The sequence below is a fragment of the Paenibacillus sp. Dod16 genome (assembly GCF_049893405.1).
Classification (GTDB): domain Bacteria; phylum Bacillota; class Bacilli; order Paenibacillales; family Paenibacillaceae; genus Paenibacillus_AQ.
Genome location: NZ_JBNDYG010000013.1, coordinates 36,919 through 54,985, shown reverse-complemented (window position 1 = coordinate 54,985; position 18,067 = coordinate 36,919). Strand labels below are relative to the sequence as shown.

At 51.3% G+C, this 18,067-nt stretch carries 13 protein-coding genes; 8 read left to right on the top strand and 5 right to left on the bottom strand.

Annotated features, from left to right (window positions below):
* Positions 1–87 precede the first annotated feature (87 nt).
* Together ACPV3A_RS12255 and sigK are read right to left on the bottom strand one after the other, a co-directional pair.
* Entirely contained in the window at positions 88–2,349 is a 2,262-nt protein-coding gene (locus tag ACPV3A_RS12255) for a helix-turn-helix domain-containing protein (RefSeq protein ID WP_426199800.1), read from the bottom strand.
* 270 nt (positions 2,350–2,619) lie between these two features.
* Positions 2,620–3,321, bottom strand: coding sequence for an RNA polymerase sporulation sigma factor SigK (gene sigK, locus ACPV3A_RS12250; RefSeq protein WP_006208952.1), 702 nt, complete (start codon positions 3,319–3,321; stop codon positions 2,620–2,622).
* 535 nt (positions 3,322–3,856) lie between these two features.
* Between sigK and ACPV3A_RS12245 the strand changes: the two genes are divergently transcribed.
* From ACPV3A_RS12245 to ACPV3A_RS12225, 5 genes are all read left to right on the top strand, one after another.
* Positions 3,857–5,188 carry a glycoside hydrolase family 125 protein gene (locus ACPV3A_RS12245; protein ID WP_426199799.1) on the top strand — a complete coding sequence of 444 codons (1,332 nt, stop codon included), beginning with the start codon at positions 3,857–3,859 and terminating at the stop codon, positions 5,186–5,188.
* Positions 5,175–6,065, top strand: a complete 891-nt coding sequence (locus ACPV3A_RS12240; RefSeq protein ID WP_071222856.1) for a carbohydrate ABC transporter permease — start codon at positions 5,175–5,177, stop codon at positions 6,063–6,065. Before ACPV3A_RS12245 ends, ACPV3A_RS12240 begins: the two co-directional genes overlap by 14 nt.
* A 14-nt stretch (positions 6,066–6,079) precedes the next feature.
* Positions 6,080–6,979 carry a carbohydrate ABC transporter permease gene (locus ACPV3A_RS12235; protein ID WP_326093915.1) on the top strand — a complete coding sequence of 300 codons (900 nt, stop codon included), beginning with the start codon at positions 6,080–6,082 and terminating at the stop codon, positions 6,977–6,979.
* Positions 6,980–7,078: 99 nt separating this feature from the next.
* The gene (locus ACPV3A_RS12230) at positions 7,079–8,428 is read left to right on the top strand and encodes an ABC transporter substrate-binding protein (RefSeq protein ID WP_426199798.1); all 1,350 of its coding nucleotides are present in this window, start codon (positions 7,079–7,081) and stop codon (positions 8,426–8,428) included.
* Positions 8,429–8,512: 84 nt separating this feature from the next.
* Positions 8,513–11,767: a carbohydrate-binding protein gene (locus ACPV3A_RS12225; RefSeq protein WP_426199797.1), complete on the top strand. Its 3,255-nt coding sequence runs from the start codon at positions 8,513–8,515 to the stop codon at positions 11,765–11,767.
* A gap of 173 nt (positions 11,768–11,940) precedes the next feature.
* On the opposite strand, the gene ACPV3A_RS12220 is transcribed toward ACPV3A_RS12225, so the two are convergent.
* The 3 genes from ACPV3A_RS12220 to ACPV3A_RS12210 form a co-directional block, all read right to left on the bottom strand.
* The gene (locus ACPV3A_RS12220; protein WP_426199796.1) at positions 11,941–12,975 is read right to left on the bottom strand and encodes a dienelactone hydrolase family protein; all 1,035 of its coding nucleotides are present in this window, start codon (positions 12,973–12,975) and stop codon (positions 11,941–11,943) included.
* A gap of 89 nt (positions 12,976–13,064) precedes the next feature.
* Positions 13,065–13,961, bottom strand: coding sequence for an anti-sigma factor (locus ACPV3A_RS12215; protein ID WP_426199795.1), 897 nt, complete (start codon positions 13,959–13,961; stop codon positions 13,065–13,067).
* Positions 13,936–14,541 carry a sigma-70 family RNA polymerase sigma factor gene (locus ACPV3A_RS12210; protein WP_426199794.1) on the bottom strand — a complete coding sequence of 202 codons (606 nt, stop codon included), beginning with the start codon at positions 14,539–14,541 and terminating at the stop codon, positions 13,936–13,938. The genes ACPV3A_RS12215 and ACPV3A_RS12210 overlap by 26 nt, the downstream gene beginning before the upstream one ends.
* A 229-nt stretch (positions 14,542–14,770) precedes the next feature.
* On the opposite strand from ACPV3A_RS12210, the gene ACPV3A_RS12205 reads away from it, so the two are divergent.
* From ACPV3A_RS12205 to ACPV3A_RS12195, 3 genes are read left to right on the top strand one after another with little or no spacing between them, the layout of a single operon-like run.
* Positions 14,771–15,934 (top strand): NEW3 domain-containing protein, encoded by a 1,164-nt coding sequence (locus tag ACPV3A_RS12205; protein ID WP_426199793.1) that lies wholly within the window; start codon positions 14,771–14,773, stop codon positions 15,932–15,934.
* Between the two features lie 5 nt (positions 15,935–15,939).
* Positions 15,940–16,962: an ABC transporter ATP-binding protein gene (locus tag ACPV3A_RS12200; protein ID WP_426199792.1), complete on the top strand. Its 1,023-nt coding sequence runs from the start codon at positions 15,940–15,942 to the stop codon at positions 16,960–16,962.
* A complete protein-coding gene (locus ACPV3A_RS12195; RefSeq protein WP_426199791.1) occupies positions 16,928–18,031 on the top strand; it encodes an ABC transporter permease in 1,104 nt (367 codons plus the stop codon). The genes ACPV3A_RS12200 and ACPV3A_RS12195 overlap by 35 nt, the downstream gene beginning before the upstream one ends.
* Positions 18,032–18,067: the final 36 nt, after the last annotated feature.

Below are 18,067 nucleotides of genomic sequence, written 5' to 3'. Positions count from 1 at the left end.
GGGATGTGACAACGGAGTTGACGGCTTCTGCCGCCGATTGACGAACGGCATTGATCAAATATGACCTGCATATGCAAACGTTTACAATTATTTATGCTTCATAGTACGGTAATCGCCTGGCGTCATGCCTTCCTGCTCCTTGAATTTTCTAATAAATCCGGAGACGCTTCCGTATCCAATTTGGTCTACCAGTTCCTGCAGATTCCCTTCCCCATGCGTTAACAGCTCCTTCGCCTTTTCCATGCGCAGCCGGTTCACATAATGAGAGATGGTGAAGCCTGTCTGTTCCTTGAAATAGCGGCTCAAATACGAGGCGGACATCCCCAGCTCATCCGCCAGATTTTGCACCGAGAATTGCGTAGATCCAAAATTATCCCCGATATACTGCTTCATTTTCTCCACTGGTTCCCTATTTCCGCTCTCCTTTCGTTCGCTTATAATTCGGCGGATATCCGCGGAGATGTCCTTTACCAATTCGATCAAGTCATCCACGGTTTCAAATTCCGTCAGTTTCACCACATCCGGATACCTCTCAGCCAGCGCCTCTTCATCAAGTTCCATGTCCTCCAGAATAGCCAGGATCACGTTGATCAGATCAAAACAAATGCACTTGACCATAAATAACGGAAGCTGCTCTTTACGAATCCGATCGATCAGTTGACGAAGAAACGCATCAATGCCGCTGGTGTCGCTTTGGTAGATGAACTGCTTCAGGCGGTTCCATTGGCTCTTCGAATAACCGTTCCGGTTCGTCTCGGCTTCAGAAACGGCTTCGCGGAAAAAAATCAGGCTTCCCTTTCCCTTAATCAGTCTGTAATTTAGCGCTCCGCAGGCTTCGATATAAGATTTGCCCAGCTCCTCCAGCTTTACGTAAGAGTTACCGACCCCGATGGTAACGTCCATGCCGAGTGAACGGCTAAGGGTCTCATGGGTAATCTTCAGCAGCATCTCCATCGTTTCAACAGCTTCGTCTGTTCCCATTACCAATACGAGCTGCTCGGCTTCGAGCCCCTCGATACCGAAAACCTCCGTTCCCTGAGGGAGAGCTTCACACCATCCGTCCGGCAGTCCTGCAACCGACAGGTGTCCGTGATTTTTCGGAAAAAGAAGCACCATGACGGTATAAAACACGCTCTCTAATCGGAGCCCTGCCAGCTCTCCTTTTCCGCGCAGATCATCTTTGCTTTTGTATTCGCCTTTAAGCAGGTTCAGGATCAGATAATACTTGAGCGCTGGACGGCTTCTTTCAATTTTCCGGTTCAATTCATCGTTGTTCTCCGACATCACATCCAGCGCTGATCGAATCGATTCAATCTCGCCAAGCCTACTCCCCGGGGGAATGTTCACTTTACTGTCGGCAAGCCGCTTCAGCATCCGGATCGGCTTATAGTTCATATGGGTGGCAAAGAAAATAAGAATGCTTCCGACCAGCACAAGCAGCAGCAACCCGTAAAATGTCCTGCTTTTGGCCTGCTCCACCTTTAGCATGACCGTATCCTTATCCACCAGCGCGATATAGGTCCAGCCGAACTTGGCGGATTCATCCTGAAACACGAAATATTCACGCTCTTCAAAATTCAGCGTGCCTTGACCCTCGCTGTTTGCTTGCAAACGTTCCAGCAGGATTTCGGCTTTGCCGGGATCCATGCTCTGGGAAGAGGTGATCAGATCCCCCTTCTCGTCCAAAATGAGCGTGTTGCTCCATGCATCCTCAAACTTCTTTTTAATTAATTCCTTAAACCGGTTTTCGTTGATCAAGTATATAACCGTACCAAACGAATCGGATGGATTCGGGCCGATCGGCATCACGTAGGTAATATAGCGTTCACGGCCACCAACCGCTGTTCGTACATCTTCGGATTTCCGTACATGGGGAACGGCTGCTTCGTTAATGTCCCGATAGAATTGCTCCGGCTCCCAGTTTTCGAATGTATAGATTTTGTCCGTGAATTCGGCTGCGTCGTAAGTGCTGTATGGGGAATATACTTTATGATGTCCATGGAAATATAACAGGAAATTGGAGATGAAGGTGTTGGCGCTGACATAATTTCGCAGCTGGGAGATGGTGTCAAGTTCGGTAAACGGACTTTTCGTCACCTGGTAAGGGGTTAGGCGGGTGTTGCCCGAGATATGGAAGGCGATGTTGTGAAGCTCGGTCATCTTGACGTCCACATTCTCCTTCACCTGGGAGAGCAGATTTAAATTGCCCCGGGTTACTTCGTCTTCCAGCAGCTGAATGAAATACTGGTATACAAAAAAACCGACCATCATGACCGGAAGCAGCAATATGACCACATACGTAACGACGTATTTGTACAACAGTTTGGAATTAAACCGACTTAAGCCCATTTGCATTCCCCCTTTATCATCTGTAGGATTTATTTTCATTGTAAGTAAATTATCGCATATGTAAATGCTCCGGCGCTGTCCATAAAACGGCGATAATGATTGGGGCAGGTTTGAAATGATGCTCACCGCGGAAGAAAACCGCTTGTCCATAACGCCTCAACAAAATGCACCTACCCTCTGCACAACTCGTGAAGAGCCAAGCTTTAGATAGATGCAACGAGCCATCATGGCTTATCCGTTCTGGAAAGTATTTCAACACGCCGCTTCTTCCTACCGTTTCTGCTTGTAAAACTCATGATACAGCTTCATCAATGCCCGCTTCTCAATCCGTGACACATAGCTGCGCGATATGCCGAGTTCCTTGGCGATCTCCCGCTGCGTCCGTTCTTCTCCACCCGCTTCCAGCCCAAAACGACCAATAACGACTTCCTTCTCCCGGTCGTCCAATATATCGAGGTTCCGATAGATCTTACTCTTCTCAATCTTTAACTGCACGGCGTCCACGATATCATCCGCTTCTGTCCCGAGGATATCGATCAGTGTAATCTCGTTCCCCTCTTTGTCCGTTCCGATCGGATCATGGAGGGATACGTCCTTGCGGGTTTTCTTGAGTGAACGCAAATGCATCAGTATTTCATTTTCTATGCAACGGGCAGCAAATGTCGCCAGCTTCGTGCCTTTATTCGGCCTGAAGCTTTCAATCGCCTTGATGAGTCCTATCGTCCCGATGGAAATCAAATCTTCCAAATCCTCGCCGGTGTTATCAAACTTTTTGACGATGTGTGCGACCAGCCGAAGATTATGCTCAATCAGTTTATTCCGCGACTGAGGATCGCCTTCGGCCATTCGCTGCAGATGTTTAGCTTCCTCTTCCTCGGTCAGAGGCTGGGGAAACGCGTTGTTTTTCACGTACGAAACGAGCAGGGTCAACTCTTTTATGAACAAAGCAATTGCGGTAAACAATCCAGGCACTTTGGGACACCTCCTGCGAAGTTACAATGCAACCGGCCCTTATCGCGCTCGGTCTCTCGGTCTTCTCATTGTATGTAGGCAACGGCCCAGAAGTGCCTGTACGCGGGAAAGTGATTCGCAAAAACGTTTGCCGATTCCTCAACCAAGCAGCGAACAACAGCGACAAAGAGTCACCCCCCTCAATACATACTAATATATCATGTTATGAATCAGGCCATAACGCCCCATGAATTGCTTTTTCCGCCACGGGATGTTTCTAATATAAATTCATGCTTTTTCCTCAAATCAATCATTCAATATCCAGCATGTCTACATCAAAATGAGGGAAGTTGACTTTTGGCAAATATACAATTAAGAACCGGCAGCATGACCGGCAAGATATTCATTGCATCCATATAATATAACAGCCATAATTTTAATTAAAATAATATATTGACATTAAATTGGTATGTAATTATATTGAATGTAAGCGTTTTATATAACGACCTACAAAATGATTAACAACCCTGAAGAATGGAAGGGAGCAGAGCTTACCATGTATACGTTGGACTATTTTTCTGTATTACATGATTTGAACCGCACGATCATCGAAGGTACCTCAGCTTATCCGAAGCTCGGACATATGTTTAGAAACATGCTGGACAATACCCTAAGTTCAACCATTCAACAACAGCCCGATGGTACCACCTTTGTCATTACCGGCGATATTCCGGCCATGTGGCTGAGGGATTCGGCTGCGCAAATCCGCCCCTTCCTCGTTCCGGCGGGCCAAGACGAGAAGCTGGCCGATTTGATCGAGGGGCTTGTACGCAGGCAAACAGAATTCATCCTGCTTGATCCATACGCCAATGCATTCAATGATTCGCCTTCCGGTCAAGGCCACCAGCACGACCGCACCGCCATGAATCCATGGCTATGGGAGCGCAAATATGAGATCGATTCGTTATGCTATCCCCTCCAGCTTGCTTACCTGTTATGGAAAGAAACCGGCAGGACCTCGCATCTGGATCAAACGTTCCATGCAGCCGCCAGGGTCATTCTGGACATCTGGCGAACCGAGCAGCATCATGAATCGAAATCGCCGTATTACTTCGAACGCTTCGATTGTCCTCCAAGCGACACGCTGCCTCGCGGCGGAAAAGGGGCTGAGGTGGCTTACACGGGAATGACCTGGTCCGGATTCCGCCCAAGCGACGACGCCTGCGCCTACGGATACCTCATACCGTCCAATATGTTCGCCGTCGTTGTGCTTGGTTATCTGGCGGAGATTTGCCGTGAAGTCCTGCGCGATTCCGATTTGGAAGCGGAGGCGGAGAAACTTGCCGATGAGATCCGTCATGGCATTGCGTCGTACGGCGTGGTTGATCACCCCGAATATGGAAAAATTTATGCCTATGAAACGGACGGGATGGGAAACCATCTGCTGATGGATGATGCCAACGTTCCCAGCCTTTTGTCCATTCCATATTTGGGTTACACAAGCGCTGATGACCCGGTCTATCAAAATACCCGCAGGTTCGTGCTGAGCCACGCCAATCCGTACTATTATCAGGGCACTGCCGCTGCGGGCGTTGGAAGCCCCCATACGCCTGATCGTTATATCTGGCCGATTGCGCTGGCGATTCAAGGCTTGACGACTACCGATCGGGAAGAGAAATTTCGGCTGCTTCGGCTGATGGCGGATACCGATGCAGGCACCGGCATGATGCATGAAGGATTTCTGGTCGACGACCCTGCACGTTATACCCGCCCATGGTTTTCCTGGGCTAACATGATGTTTTGCGAGCTGATCATGGATTACTGCGGCATTCGAGTCAAAGCGAATGATATTGGAGGAGGTCATCGAGATCACCATGGGAACCAATAGGAAGCTTCGCGGCTGGGTCATCGGATATCTGTTCATTTTACCGTCCATTATCGGCTTCAGCGTTTTTGTCGCCTATCCCCTGTTGTCGTCCATGTATTACGCTTTGACAGAATGGAGCGGGTACGATTCCCCACGTTTTGTCGGCTTTGAGAACTTTAGATACCTCTTCACCGAGGATCCTGCTTTTTGGCCTTCGATCCGGGCAACGTTTTACTTCGTGATCCTGAGTGTTCCTTTATCGCTAATCCTAGGTTTGTTATTGGCCATGATGCTGAACAAAAACTTAACCGGCATCAAATGGTTCCGGACGATCTTTTATCTTCCCGTCGTCGTTCCCTCCATCGCCACGCTTACGTTGTGGCAATTTATTTATGAGCCGCAATACGGTCTGGCAAATTCGCTGCTAAGAGAGTTCGGACTGCCGCCGGGCACTTGGTTAACCAGCGAAACGACAGCGCTTCCATCCATCGTGTTAATCGGTTTATGGCAGGTCGGATCCAGTGTCATCATTTTTCTGAGCGGTCTGCAGTCGGTGCCCCAGGAAATGTATGAAGCGGCGGAAGTCGACGGCGCCTCCAGGTGGCGGATGTCGCTAAACATTACGCTGCCCATGATCACTCCGATCCTGTTCCTGCAGCTTATCCTCGGCATCATCGGCGCATTCCAGGCGTTTAACCAGGTTCAGGTGCTGACCGGAGGCGGCCCGAACTTTTCCACCTCCCTGCTGAATTACAAAATCTATACCGACGCCTTCAATGGAAGAATGTTTGGTTATGCCATCGCGGAGGTGTGGGTACTGTTTGTCATCATCATGATTTTTACCGTGATTTCTTACCGGTACTCCAACCGGTTCGTTTATTACGAAAGCGACAAATAAGGGGGTAAGAAGTGATGCAAGCGGAAGTACGGCCCAAACAACGAGGAAATTTGAATACAGCGGACATACGCGTAAAGCGAAGAGTACGGTTGAACTGGATAGACGCCATTCGTTTTATCTTATTGGCGATCGGCGCCATTGCGATGCTGTTCCCCCTCTTCTGGATGGTTACCATTGCGCTGAAGAGCAACAATGATGTGTTCAAAATTCCGCCCGAATGGTTTCCGCGGGAATTTCATTGGTCCAATTTTGTAACCGGAACAAAAGAAATCAACTTTTGGCAAACGTTTGGCAACTCCCTGTTTATCGCGATTACCTGCACAATCGGACAGATTATAAGCTCGGTACTGGTGGGCTACGGGCTCGCACGGCTCAAGTTCCCAGGACGTAAACTGTGGTTCTCGCTTTTTATAGGGAGCCTTATGCTTCCCGGATTTGTAGGCATGATCCCTATGTTTAACCTGTACACCAGCATTGGATGGTACGATTCCTGGCTGCCGATCATCGTGCCCGCCTTTTTTGGAAACGCCACGTTCTCGTTCCTGTTTGTCCAGTATATCAAAACGATCTCCGTTTCATTTGACGAGGCTGCCAAAATCGACGGGGCATCGGACCTTTATGTGCTGCTCAAGGTGCTGGTGCCTATGTCCATGCCGGTCATCATGACCATGGTGATCTTTGCATTCCAAGGAGCGTGGAATCAATATTTGGAACCCCTGCTCTATATTATCGATCCAAGCAAATGGACGTTGTCACTGGCGATGGCTACCTATACGGGCACCTATGCGACAGCCTGGAATCTGTTTATGGCCGCGGATTTAATTTATATTCTGCCGATGCTGCTGCTCTTCTTCTTTGGCCAGAAGTTTTTTATGCAGGGACTGGGCTCCATGAATTCCGCGGGTTTAAAGTAAAACTTCCGACCGTATGGGAGGTGATGCCGATTTTGGCTTGACTGAAGTAAAAAACATGGGATGTTCAGTTCATTAAATTACCATTGGGGAGGTCTTTCAATGAGACAGGGTGTTAGAAGGTGGGCCAGCGGAATCATCGCTTTACTGCTATTTTCAAGCCTGCTAGCCGCTTGCGGCGGCAACAGCGGCGGAAACTCAAGTCCGGCGAGCCCCGGAAACACGCCATCCGGGGAAGATAACACCGGGTCCAAAAAACCCGTCGAAGTCACGATGATTACCTGGGAGTCGGCGGCCATGAACGAAAAAATCATGGCATCCATGAAAAAATTCGAAGAGGAAAACCCCGACATCAAAGTGAAACTCATCCCTACTCCATTGGACAATTACGGTGTCAAGATTAACGGAATGATCACGGCGAAGAAAGCGCCTGACATCTTCATGACCGGTAACGACATGCTGCTCGATAATGCCGGCAAAGGACTTCTCTATGACTGGACGGAGCTTGCAGCACAGGACAAAGCGTTCATGGAGGGCTTTTACGACGGCGTGGTAGACAGCTGGTACTATGAAGGCAAACTGGTCGGATTGCCAGGCCTCTTGAACACCTACGGCATTTTTTACAATAAAAAATCATTCCAGGATGCAGGCCTTCCGGAACCGAAAATCGGCTGGACCTACGATGAATTCTTCACGGCGATGGAGAAACTTTCGAGCAATCAGGGCGGTGTGCAGCAATTCGGTTATTACGCCCCCCTTGACCCTTTCCACGTCTCTCTCTATTCGGTTTCCGCCGGCGGCGCTCCCTTCGCTGATGCCATCATTAATCCAACGAAGGTGGAGATCAGCGACCCGTTCAGGGAAGGCGTCGAGAAATATAAGTCAGCCATTGCAAATGGCTATATGAATCCCCCTACCTTTGATTTAACCAATGCCATGAGTTCATTCAAACAAGGTAAAGTCCCGATGACCCTCCAGGGGCAGTGGGTAGCCGATGACTTGATCCGTACGGCTCCGAAAGAATTGGAATGGGGCTACGTCCCGATGCCGGTCGTAAACAGCCAGACCGAGATTTATGACGCCGTAGGCTGGTCCAGTCCGGCAACGCTCCAAAATCCGGAAGCGGTCTGGAAAGTGCTCAAGTACCTGGATTCCAAAATGTACGAGGAAGTCCTCCCTTCAACTCCGGTGGCTCCTGCAGCCTATCAAGCCTCTTCCGCTGCTTATTACGAAGCGCTGAAAACGGCCGGACATCCTGAAGTGGGCGAAGGCCTTGATCATATCCTGAAATCCCAGAATACGCAGCCGGTTCGCTTCCTGTCGACATGGGCAGGCAAAGCGTACCCGTTCATCGAAGCATCATGGAAAAACATTCTGATGGGCAAAGCCCCGATCACCGAACTGGATGTGATTGCCGAAAAAATCAATAAAGTGATTACGACCGGCAAGTAGGTAGTAACCGGGATCGCTAAACTCATGAAGCCGATCATGAATGGAATGGATCGGCTTCGATTTGAAAATAAAGGAGGAACATTCATGTCACTCAGATCAGGTCAACTATTCAAATTTCTGGCGGTGCCTCTGGCTATCGCGCTCATGCTCGGCTCCATGCCCGGCATCGGATCGTCCAAGGCCTACGCCTATACCGCATCGGATGGGGATACAGCGATGAGAGCATTTAACGATACATTCTGGGATCCAAACGCCAAGATGTTCTGGAAGGACTCCAAACGCGAAAAGCATCAGGACTTCTGGGTGGAAGCAGAGCTGTGGGAATTGGTCATGGATGCGTATCAGCATACATCCGATCCCGCCTTGAAAGCCGAGCTTAAAACGCAGATCGACGATGTTTATGACGGCACCGTTGCGAAGTACGGACAAGATTGGACGAATAATCCGTTCAATGACGATATTATGTGGTGGGCGATGGGAAGCGCCAGAGCCTATCAAATCACCGGGAACCCAAGATATTTGGAGGCCGCGAGAGATCATTTTGATTTTGTGTACGATACGCAGTGGGATGAAGAGTTCGCAAGCGGCGGCATTTGGTGGCTGAACAGCGAGCATAATACCAAAAATGCATGCATTAATTTCCCGGCGGCGCAAGCTGCACTTTATCTTTATGATATTACGAAAGATGAACATTATCTGAACGCGGCAACCAAAATATTCAGATGGGGCAAAACGATGCTGACGGACGGAAACGGAAAAGTGTTCGACCGGATCGAAATCGAGCATGGCGCGGTTCCGGATGCTACCCACTACAATCAGGGTACATACATCGGGTCGGCCGTCGGATTATATAAAGCGACCGGAAATGCCGTTTACCTCGATGACGCGGTCAAGGCCGCTAAATTCACCAAAAACCATCTGGTGGATTCAAACGGGGTGTTGAATTACGAAGGACCTAACGGAGATCTGAAAGGCGGCAAAACGATCCTGATGCGAAATCTGGCCCATCTGCAAAAGACGCTGGATGAAACCGGCCAATACCCGGAATTCAGCGCTGAATTCGACGAATGGCTTGCATTCAATGTCGAGATGGCCTGGAGCCACCGCAATTCGGATCATATCGTGGATGGGAACTGGGCGGGACAACTGCTGTCCGGAACCTATGAATCCTGGTCCTCAGCCGCTGCCGTTCAAGCTTTAAACGTGATCAAGCCAATGGAAGCGGAGCTTCGTTACGCCGTTAAAAACCCCTTCGAGAAAATCGAAGCGGAACGCTACAATATCGGGACCGGATTCGTTCTGGAAGGTGCGTTCGAAGGCTCGCTGCAATTAGGCGGAATCCAGCATGGCTCTTATGCCGCTTACAAAAATGTGGATTTCGGATCAGAAGGCGCGATCGGCTTCATTGCCAGAGCGTCCAGCGGAACGGGCGGAGGTAACATCGAGATCCGGCTTGATTCCAAGGACGGCCCCAAAGTCGGGACGTTGAACGTAGAGGGAACGGGCGACTGGAATCGTTATATCGATGCCGTCACCCTCCTTAAGGATGACCAAGGAGCGCCAAGCACCATTACTGGCGTCCATGATCTGTATCTTGTCTTCACCAAGACGAATGACGATTATCTATTCAATTTAAACTGGATTCAATTTACGACCACGGATCCGACGGAAACTGACGCCTATGCCAAACTGAAGGCCGGAAATTATGACAGCAGCGAAGGACTTAGCAAGCATGCCGAATTCGGGTATTTGGATGGAATCCATCACAATGCCTATGCCTCTTATGAAGGAATTGATTTTGGATCCGGCGCGGCTGGTATCACTGTTCATGTGGCGAGCGGCAATCAAGGCGGCACGATCGAGGTTAAATTGGACAGTCTGGATGGACCTACCGCAGGTGTCGTTCAAATTCCGGCGCTGGGAAGCTGGGATAACTGGGTCGATATCATGGCGAATATCGATGACAGCTTGGCTGTAGGCGTTCATGACGTATACCTGGTTTTCAAGGGAGCAAACGGCAGCGACTATCCTCTCAATCTGGAGTGGTTCACCTTTACCACCATGAAAGGAAAAGCAAGGGATGCTTCCGGCAAGCTGGAAGCTGAAAACTATACGAACGGGGTAGGCTTCGGCAGAGAAACCGGCGGCGGGGAAACTTACCTGGCCGGAATGTTTGGTCCGAATAACCCTTATGCCATGTACAACTATATCGATTTTGGCAGCGAAAGCCCCACGCAATTCCATGTCAACGCAGCCAGCGCCACGGCTGGCGGGACGGTCGAGGTCAGACTGGACAGTCTGGGCGGTCCGGTCATTGCAACAGCCACCGTCTCAGGGACCGGAGGTTGGCAGAATTTCAAAGTTTTCTCGACGGATGTTACTGCCCCTGTAACGGGAAAACATATTGTATTCCTGTCTTTTAAAGGCGGAGACTGGTTATATAATTTTGATAAATTCACATTTGGCGATCCGGCCGTATTTACAGAGACTCCACCTCCTCCTATACCAGAAGAGGACCATATTGCTCCCGGGGAGGTAGAGAATGTTCAGGCGAAGCGCGGCGAGGGCAGCATCACGCTGACTTGGGATGGTCCCTATGATATCGATGCTCAAAAAGTGCAAATTACGCTGCGGAGCGATGGACAGCAGGTCGGCGACGTCATCGAGGTGAATCGGGGAATTCAAACAGCGGTGATACAGGGAATCGAGACGGGCAAGGATTACTCGCTCTTCATCCGGTCCGTTGATCGGTCCGGGAATGTTTCGCAGGGAGTCACCATCGAGGTTACCGATTCTCCTTCCTTCTCTCTGACCGCCAATGGAAAGAGCTTGGAAGATGGCGATGCTTTGGAGGATTACATGGTCCTCAGCTTCAAAATCATGGACACTTCCGCCATTCGATTTGCCGAAATAACCATCAACGGCAAAGCCTATACGCTGGATCCATTGACCAAGGATGCCATCGACATCGATCTGGCAGGGAATTTGGGCGACATAACGGCAACCGTTACGACTGAAGATCGGTCCGGTAACAAGCTTCAGAAAACAATCCAGTTCCAAGTCATCACGAGCGTGCATTCCATGAAGCAATTAATCGCCCGATTCGTGGATTCAGGAGATGTACGCGGAGCGATCATTCCTCAGCTGACCAACGCACTTAACCAGGTACAGCATCATCTGGATAAGGGAAGACGGGATCAGGCCGTCAAGCATATGCTGAATTTCACCAAGCACCTGAACAAAGAGGCGATGGGGCGTAACGTCAGTGATCAAGCCAAAACAGCATTGAATACCGATGCTGAGTTCCTGCTCCAAGATTGGCAGGCTGGCTTGAAGTAAACAAAATACGCTAAAGCCGCAACCATGCTAACATATAAAAAAAGTGACTCCTGATGATTTGGGAGTCACTTTTTTCTTTATTTTAGCTGCACCCATAATATCTTGCGGTCCATACGCGCAAGGTCTGTCACACGTAGTACTGATAAGCAGGGGCTAGGTAGGATAGACAGCCTTCACAAGTCCGGGCTGCTTAGCCGTTCAAACAACCAGTCGTACGAATACCGGCCGCTAATTTCGTGTGCTCCGGGGAACAGATCGGTTCGCAGCCTCTCCTCCGCACCGGTGCGCCGATATATTTCCCTGAGCTCATGAGCTGCTGCTTCAAAGCCGGCAGCAGGAAATATCCGATCATGGGTTCCAGACTCCAGAAACAAGGGCCTGGGACAGATCAGTCCCAACCATTCCAGCAGCTCGGCGTGGTTCAGGATGCCGGGGATGTAATTGCATACACAGTGCTGCATCGCCATAATGCTGTCCTTGAAAGTATTAGGGTACCCGGCAAGCACGGCAGCCCGTATTCGTTCATCCAGCGCCGCGCTCAAAAACGAGATTAGCCCGCCTCCCGAAAAACCCATGATGCCGATTTGGTCAGCCTGAACCTCAGGACGCTCGGCCACGTACTCCAATGCCTTTAGCGTCTCGGCTACGCGGAGACCGGCGAGTGTCTTGCCATGCATCATGAGCCCGGTGGACAGTCGGTGGCAGGAGTTCGGGGCATCCGGATTCCGCGCGAGATCCGCATCAAGGCGCCGCTCACCGAAACCGGCAACATCCGGAGCGATCACCACCATGCCTCGTCGTACCAACTGGACAGCAAAATGCCGATGTATACCAGATATATCGGGATCGCTTGACCCGTCCTGCCTCAGCCCGACAATCTCCCTGCTTCCATAGCCATGACCATGAACGGCGACGGCTGCCGGCATCGGCTTCATCTGATTCCCTTCCGGAATTAATACATATGCCGCGAAGGACACGCCCGGTATGGCGGATAGCTCTACCCTCTCCCGAATATATCCGTCACACCGCTCCTGCTCAAGCAGTACAGGTTTGTGCCCTTCATTGGCTTCGAATTCGCCGATCAATTGCCGAAGCGTCTGCTTCAAATGCCCTTTGCGCTCTTCAGCACTCATGGAAATCTGCCTGTCTTTCGTTCGTCCCATTGCTTCGTTATACATGGATTCCAGCAAAGCATCTGCGCGCCACATCCCATATTCACCGCCTTCCATTTACTCCCTGTTTTTAGACAAGGTGTTCCCCTGGATCGGATCACGCATTTCACCTGTATATCTGGGCATCAAGGCCCCATATTCACCAGGACGGCTTCGGGCCCGGTCGGTCTCCGGCTTCCCCCTTTGGGCTCCATGCTGACGACAATCCGCTTCGCTTTCTCTGCTCCGTAACCGTAATAATAACTCTTTCCCTGCGGGCCCTGTACTAGCATAAAACCCGCGCTCGACAGCCGATCCTCATCCTGAAGCCACACCTGATAGTCTTTCTCCTCCAAGGAATGCAGGCCATTGACAACGATCAGCATTTCTCCCGAGCCGCGTTTCAACCATACTGAGCCGCTTCCGTAGAAAGGTTCCATCGGCTGTATGACATACCGCTCGGTATCCTCGCTTTGCATATCGGCAATGCGCTGGCTCACCGCATGTTCGAAGGCCGCATGAGTCTGCCCCTCGTTTCCCTTCATGATGAATAAACCCGCAATCAACAGAATGAGCAGCGCTCCCGACAACGCCTGCAGGACAACGTGCTTTTTGATTCGGAGCCGGCCTTGGATTGACCGTATATAAGCCGCACGCATGAGCCTGCTGCGCACCCGGCTTTGAGGCATAGGATCATCAGAGAATTTATTCTTATTCGTTGACTCACCAAAGGCCATTCCCGCGCCTGCCGGCTGTGTCGATCTGACGAGTGGTTCTCCATGATCACAGCCTCGATCCAGCTGTGACTCATGTTCATCGACAGGATAAGAAGGCATGACGAGATCTACAGCCCCCATTAGCTTCACCCATTCCGCCGCTGTGCCGGAACATATCTCACATTCTTTAAGATGTCGCTCGATATTCATGCTCTCCGCGTACGGCAATCGCTTCATAACGTAATCAACAAGCTTTTCCTCGGGGTATAACGAGCAGTCAACGTTGTCTTGAGCGAGAAACTCATGGTCTTGCCTTGAATGTTTCATGCTGCGAGCTCCCCCCTTCCTCCCCGCTCATCGCATCCAGCCGCCGCCTGACATTGTGAATGCCGTACCGGATTAAAGATTTGACGGTTCCGACAGGCCGGTTTAACAATTCCGCCATTTCCCGGTGGGAGCGCTGCTCGACATAACTCCCGTAAACCGCCATCCTCTGAAGGGGCGGAATCCCCTGAAGCGCCTCCTTTACCTGCTCCAGCTCCACCCGGCGCAAGGCGGCCAACTCTACCGATTCCTGACCTTCGCTCCATACCGTTTCCGGCAGAGCCTCTTCCATCCATTCGGCTTCAGCCATACGCTGCCGTTTGCGCAGCCGATCCATCGCCCTGCACCGTGTTCTCACGGCCAGCCAAGCCTCAACGCTGCCACGTGCGGGATCATACTGATCCGCCTTATGCAGCACTTCCATGAAGATATCCTGGCATAGTTCCTCCGCCTCGGCCGGATCCTTGGTCATCTGCAAAGCCAGCCGGTAAACCAGGCGGGCATGGGTATCATAGAAGCGCCGGAACGCTGTGGCCGAACCTTCTGCAATCTCCTCCAGCCACATCGCAGAATGATCGTTCATCCCCGAACTCCCCCTAACCTGTTCTCCTCTCACACATCATGATGGCCTGCCTGCGCACGGCCATTTTCGATCAATATTTTAGCAAACGCTCCTTGTCTTTTGAATAAATCGGGTCACTTTTCAGCTTCCTTTAATGAATTTTTTAGGTAATTTTAATCTTTCCGATAAATCCAAACCCGGTGCTTCCAACGTACTCATTATGAATCAATAAATTAGGAGGGGTAGTGTCATGAAATTGCTTAGAAAGAGAGCCAAGCAGCTGAACCTGCTGCTCTTGTTCATCCTGGGTACTTACTTGTTTAGTGGAGGAAATACCGCGTTCGCCGCCGGGGAAATCACCTTGTACACACCTTACACCTCGATTTCCGTTCCACCGGGGGAAGTCATCAATTATCCCCTTGAAGTCAAAAACAATACGAGCGGCGTCATTACGGTCCCGCTCCAAATCAACAGCCTGCCGAGCGGCTGGAGCACCAAGCTTAACGGCGGAGGCTGGCAGCTGAAAGAAGTGTCCGTGAAGCCAGGCGAAACGGAATCGGTGTTCTTGGAGGTTACCGTGCCGCTCAAAGTAGATAAAGGCTCCTACCGGTTTCAAGTAACGGCGGGTTCCATGGCCAGTCTGCCATTAACCGTGGATATCACGGAAAAAGGAACCTATCAAACCGAGCTCACAACCGATCAGGCCAACCTGGAGGGGCATGCCGACTCCACGTTTACCTACACGGTGAATCTGCAAAACCGAACCGCCAATAAGCAAAACTATGCCCTCCAGGCCGATGCCCAGGCGGGTTGGAACGTTACATTCACCTCAGGCGGCAAGCAGGTATCCTCCGTCGAAATCGAAGCGGGTGCAAGCCAATCTATCACCGTCGATATCAAACCGCCTGCCGAAGTGACGGAAGGCTCCTTCTCCATTCCGATCCGTGCCTCCAATTCATCGACATCCTCCGAGCTTGCGCTGGAGGCCGTCATTACGGGATCTTATGGGCTGGAGCTTACAACACCAAGCGGATTGCTCAGTACAAACGTCAATGCGGGCGGCAGCAAAACCATTGAGCTGCTGGTCAAGAATACGGGGACCGCACCTCTCTCGGATATTAATCTAAGCTCCGATACGCCGGTGGACTGGGAAGTAAGCTTCAACCCGAAAACGATCGAAAATCTGCCCGCAGGCAAATCCACAACGGTTGAGGCCAAACTGACGTCAAGCGACAAAGCCATTGCGGGTGATTATGTCACCAGCCTGAAGGCTGCCGCGGCTGAAGCAAGCTCCGACGCCCAATTCCGCGTAGCCGTCAAAGGCTCCATGCTGTGGGGCTGGATCGGCGTGCTTGTCATCGTTGCTATTCTGGGAGGCATCTATGTTCTCATTCGTAAATACGGAAGGAGATAACCTTGATGGATACGGTCATTGACATTCACGAATTAACGAAGAGCTACAACGAAACGAAGGCGGTAGACCGTTTATCCCTCCAAATTAAACGCGGCGAGATCTTCGGTCTGCTCGGCCCGAACGGTGCGGGCAAGTCCACCACGATCCTGATGCTGCTCGGACTCAGCGAACCGGATTCAGGAACGATTAACGTGCTCGGCATCAATCCGACAAGAGAACCGATCCCGGTCAAGCGGCGGGTCGGATACCTGCCTGATGACGTCGGCTTTTACGAGGACCGAACTGGATTGGAGAACCTGATGCTAACGGCCCGGCTGAATCGAATCCCCGATTCCCAAGCCCAGGAAAGGGCACTGGAGCTGTTGGAGCAAGTCGGGCTCACGCAGGCAGCCCATAAGAAGACAGGAGCCTATTCCCGCGGGATGCGGCAGCGGCTCGGACTCGCGGACGTCTTGATGAAATCCCCGGAGATTATCATCCTCGATGAACCGACCTTGGGCATCGATCCAACAGGAATGGAGGAGCTGCTGCGTTTGATCCGGAAGCTAAGCCGTGAGCAGGGCCTTACCGTACTGCTATCGTCCCACCAACTGCACCAGGTTCAGCAGATTTGCGACCGCGTCGGCCTGTTCGTGCGGGGACGGCTTCTCGCCGAAGGGGATGTCGAGGGGCTGTCCCGGACCCTGTTCGCCGATGATCCAATTATGATCACGGTGGAGCTGGATGAGCTGCGGCCCGAATTGCGGGATGAGATCAGCGCTATCGAAGGGGTTCACCTGATCGAGGTTCCGGCTGTCGAAAGCGATCCGGCTAAGCATGCGGACACCCGGATCAGAGACCTTCCAGCTAAGGTTCTGATCCGGGCCGATAAGGATTGCAGCCCTGAAATTGCCCGAGCGGTTGTGAATGCAGGTGTCCAGCTATTCTCGCTGAACCGCCAGCAGTACGGTTTGGATGAAATCTACCACCGTTATTTTGCAGGAGGTGATGAACATGGCAGAGCGAAGAGCGCCGAGCGTACAGGATAAGCTGGCTGACATTGGCCGCCGGCTGCAGTCCTACTCTGAAAACTTCAAAAAAACATTTTCCAAGCGAACCAACACGCCCGGTCAATCAGCGACAGGAGAATCAGTCAAATCGACCACGCCTTCAGCTTTCGGCGTGCTGGTCCGCAAAGAGATCGCGGACCATATCCGGAGCTGGCGCTTCATATTACTGCTGGGCATCATTGCCTTAACCTGCGTGGCTTCGCTTTATACGGCTATGAACAGCATCCGGGAAGCTCTCGGCTCGGAGAACGGGGTCGATGATTTTGTCGTCCTGAAACTGTTCACCCTCTCGGACGGAACCCTTCCGACCTTCATCGGATTTGTTGGTTTCTTAGGTCCATTGCTCGGAATCGGCATGGGCTTTGATGCCATCAACAGTGAACGGAACAAAGGGACGCTCAGCCGAATCATGGCCCAGCCGATTCACCGCGACGACCTGCTCAATGCGAAGTTCGCCGCTTCCCTGATCGTGATCAGCATCATGTTTATCACGCTCGGGCTGCTGACCATGGCGCTGGGCACCCTGATTATCGGCATACCGCCAACCTTCGAGGAATTTTTGAGAACCATCAGCTTTCTGGTCGTGACCATTTTTTACGTTGGCTTCTGGCTGAATCTGTCCATTATGTTCTCCGTAAGATTCCGCCAGCCGGCGACTTCCGCCCTGTCAAGCATTGCGGTCTGGCTGTTCTTCAGCTTCTTTTTTGATATGATCCTGCAATTGCTGGCACGGGGATTGGCTCCGGACTCTGCCTCAGCCACGGCCCATGATGTCGTGAGCTATCAGAATCTGATGCTCTGGCTTGGCCGGCTGTCGCCATATACCCTGTTTAATGAAGCAACGAGCACTCTGCTGATGCCGTCCATCCGCAATCTCGGACCGCTCACGCAGGAGCAGGTGTACGGTGCCATCGCTAGTCCGCTGCCGTTTGGTCAAAGCCTGCTGCTCGTCTGGCCGCAAATTACCGGACTGACCGCAGCCACGCTGATCTGCTTCGCCATCTCTTACGTCCTGTTCCTCCGACAGGAGATTAGAGGCCGGTCCTGATTTTTAGGTTATGCGAACAAGCTCATCTGAATTTTT

What these genes read in the sequence shown, in the direction of transcription:
- ACPV3A_RS12255 (WP_426199800.1), bottom strand. Translation starts at nt 2,349, where the DNA reads ATGGGCTTAAGTCGGTTTAATTCCAAACTGTTGTACAAATACGTCGTT.
- ACPV3A_RS12245 (WP_426199799.1), top strand. Translation starts at nt 3,857, where the DNA reads ATGTATACGTTGGACTATTTTTCTGTATTACATGATTTGAACCGCACG.
- ACPV3A_RS12240 (WP_071222856.1), top strand. Translation starts at nt 5,175, where the DNA reads ATGGGAACCAATAGGAAGCTTCGCGGCTGGGTCATCGGATATCTGTTC.
- ACPV3A_RS12235 (WP_326093915.1), top strand. Translation starts at nt 6,080, where the DNA reads ATGCAAGCGGAAGTACGGCCCAAACAACGAGGAAATTTGAATACAGCG.
- ACPV3A_RS12230 (WP_426199798.1), top strand. Translation starts at nt 7,079, where the DNA reads ATGAGACAGGGTGTTAGAAGGTGGGCCAGCGGAATCATCGCTTTACTG.
- ACPV3A_RS12225 (WP_426199797.1), top strand. Translation starts at nt 8,513, where the DNA reads ATGTCACTCAGATCAGGTCAACTATTCAAATTTCTGGCGGTGCCTCTG.
- ACPV3A_RS12220 (WP_426199796.1), bottom strand. Translation starts at nt 12,975, where the DNA reads ATGTGGCGCGCAGATGCTTTGCTGGAATCCATGTATAACGAAGCAATG.
- ACPV3A_RS12215 (WP_426199795.1), bottom strand. Translation starts at nt 13,961, where the DNA reads ATGAAACATTCAAGGCAAGACCATGAGTTTCTCGCTCAAGACAACGTT.
- ACPV3A_RS12210 (WP_426199794.1), bottom strand. Translation starts at nt 14,541, where the DNA reads ATGAACGATCATTCTGCGATGTGGCTGGAGGAGATTGCAGAAGGTTCG.
- ACPV3A_RS12205 (WP_426199793.1), top strand. Translation starts at nt 14,771, where the DNA reads ATGAAATTGCTTAGAAAGAGAGCCAAGCAGCTGAACCTGCTGCTCTTG.
- ACPV3A_RS12200 (WP_426199792.1), top strand. Translation starts at nt 15,940, where the DNA reads ATGGATACGGTCATTGACATTCACGAATTAACGAAGAGCTACAACGAA.
- ACPV3A_RS12195 (WP_426199791.1), top strand. Translation starts at nt 16,928, where the DNA reads ATGGCAGAGCGAAGAGCGCCGAGCGTACAGGATAAGCTGGCTGACATT.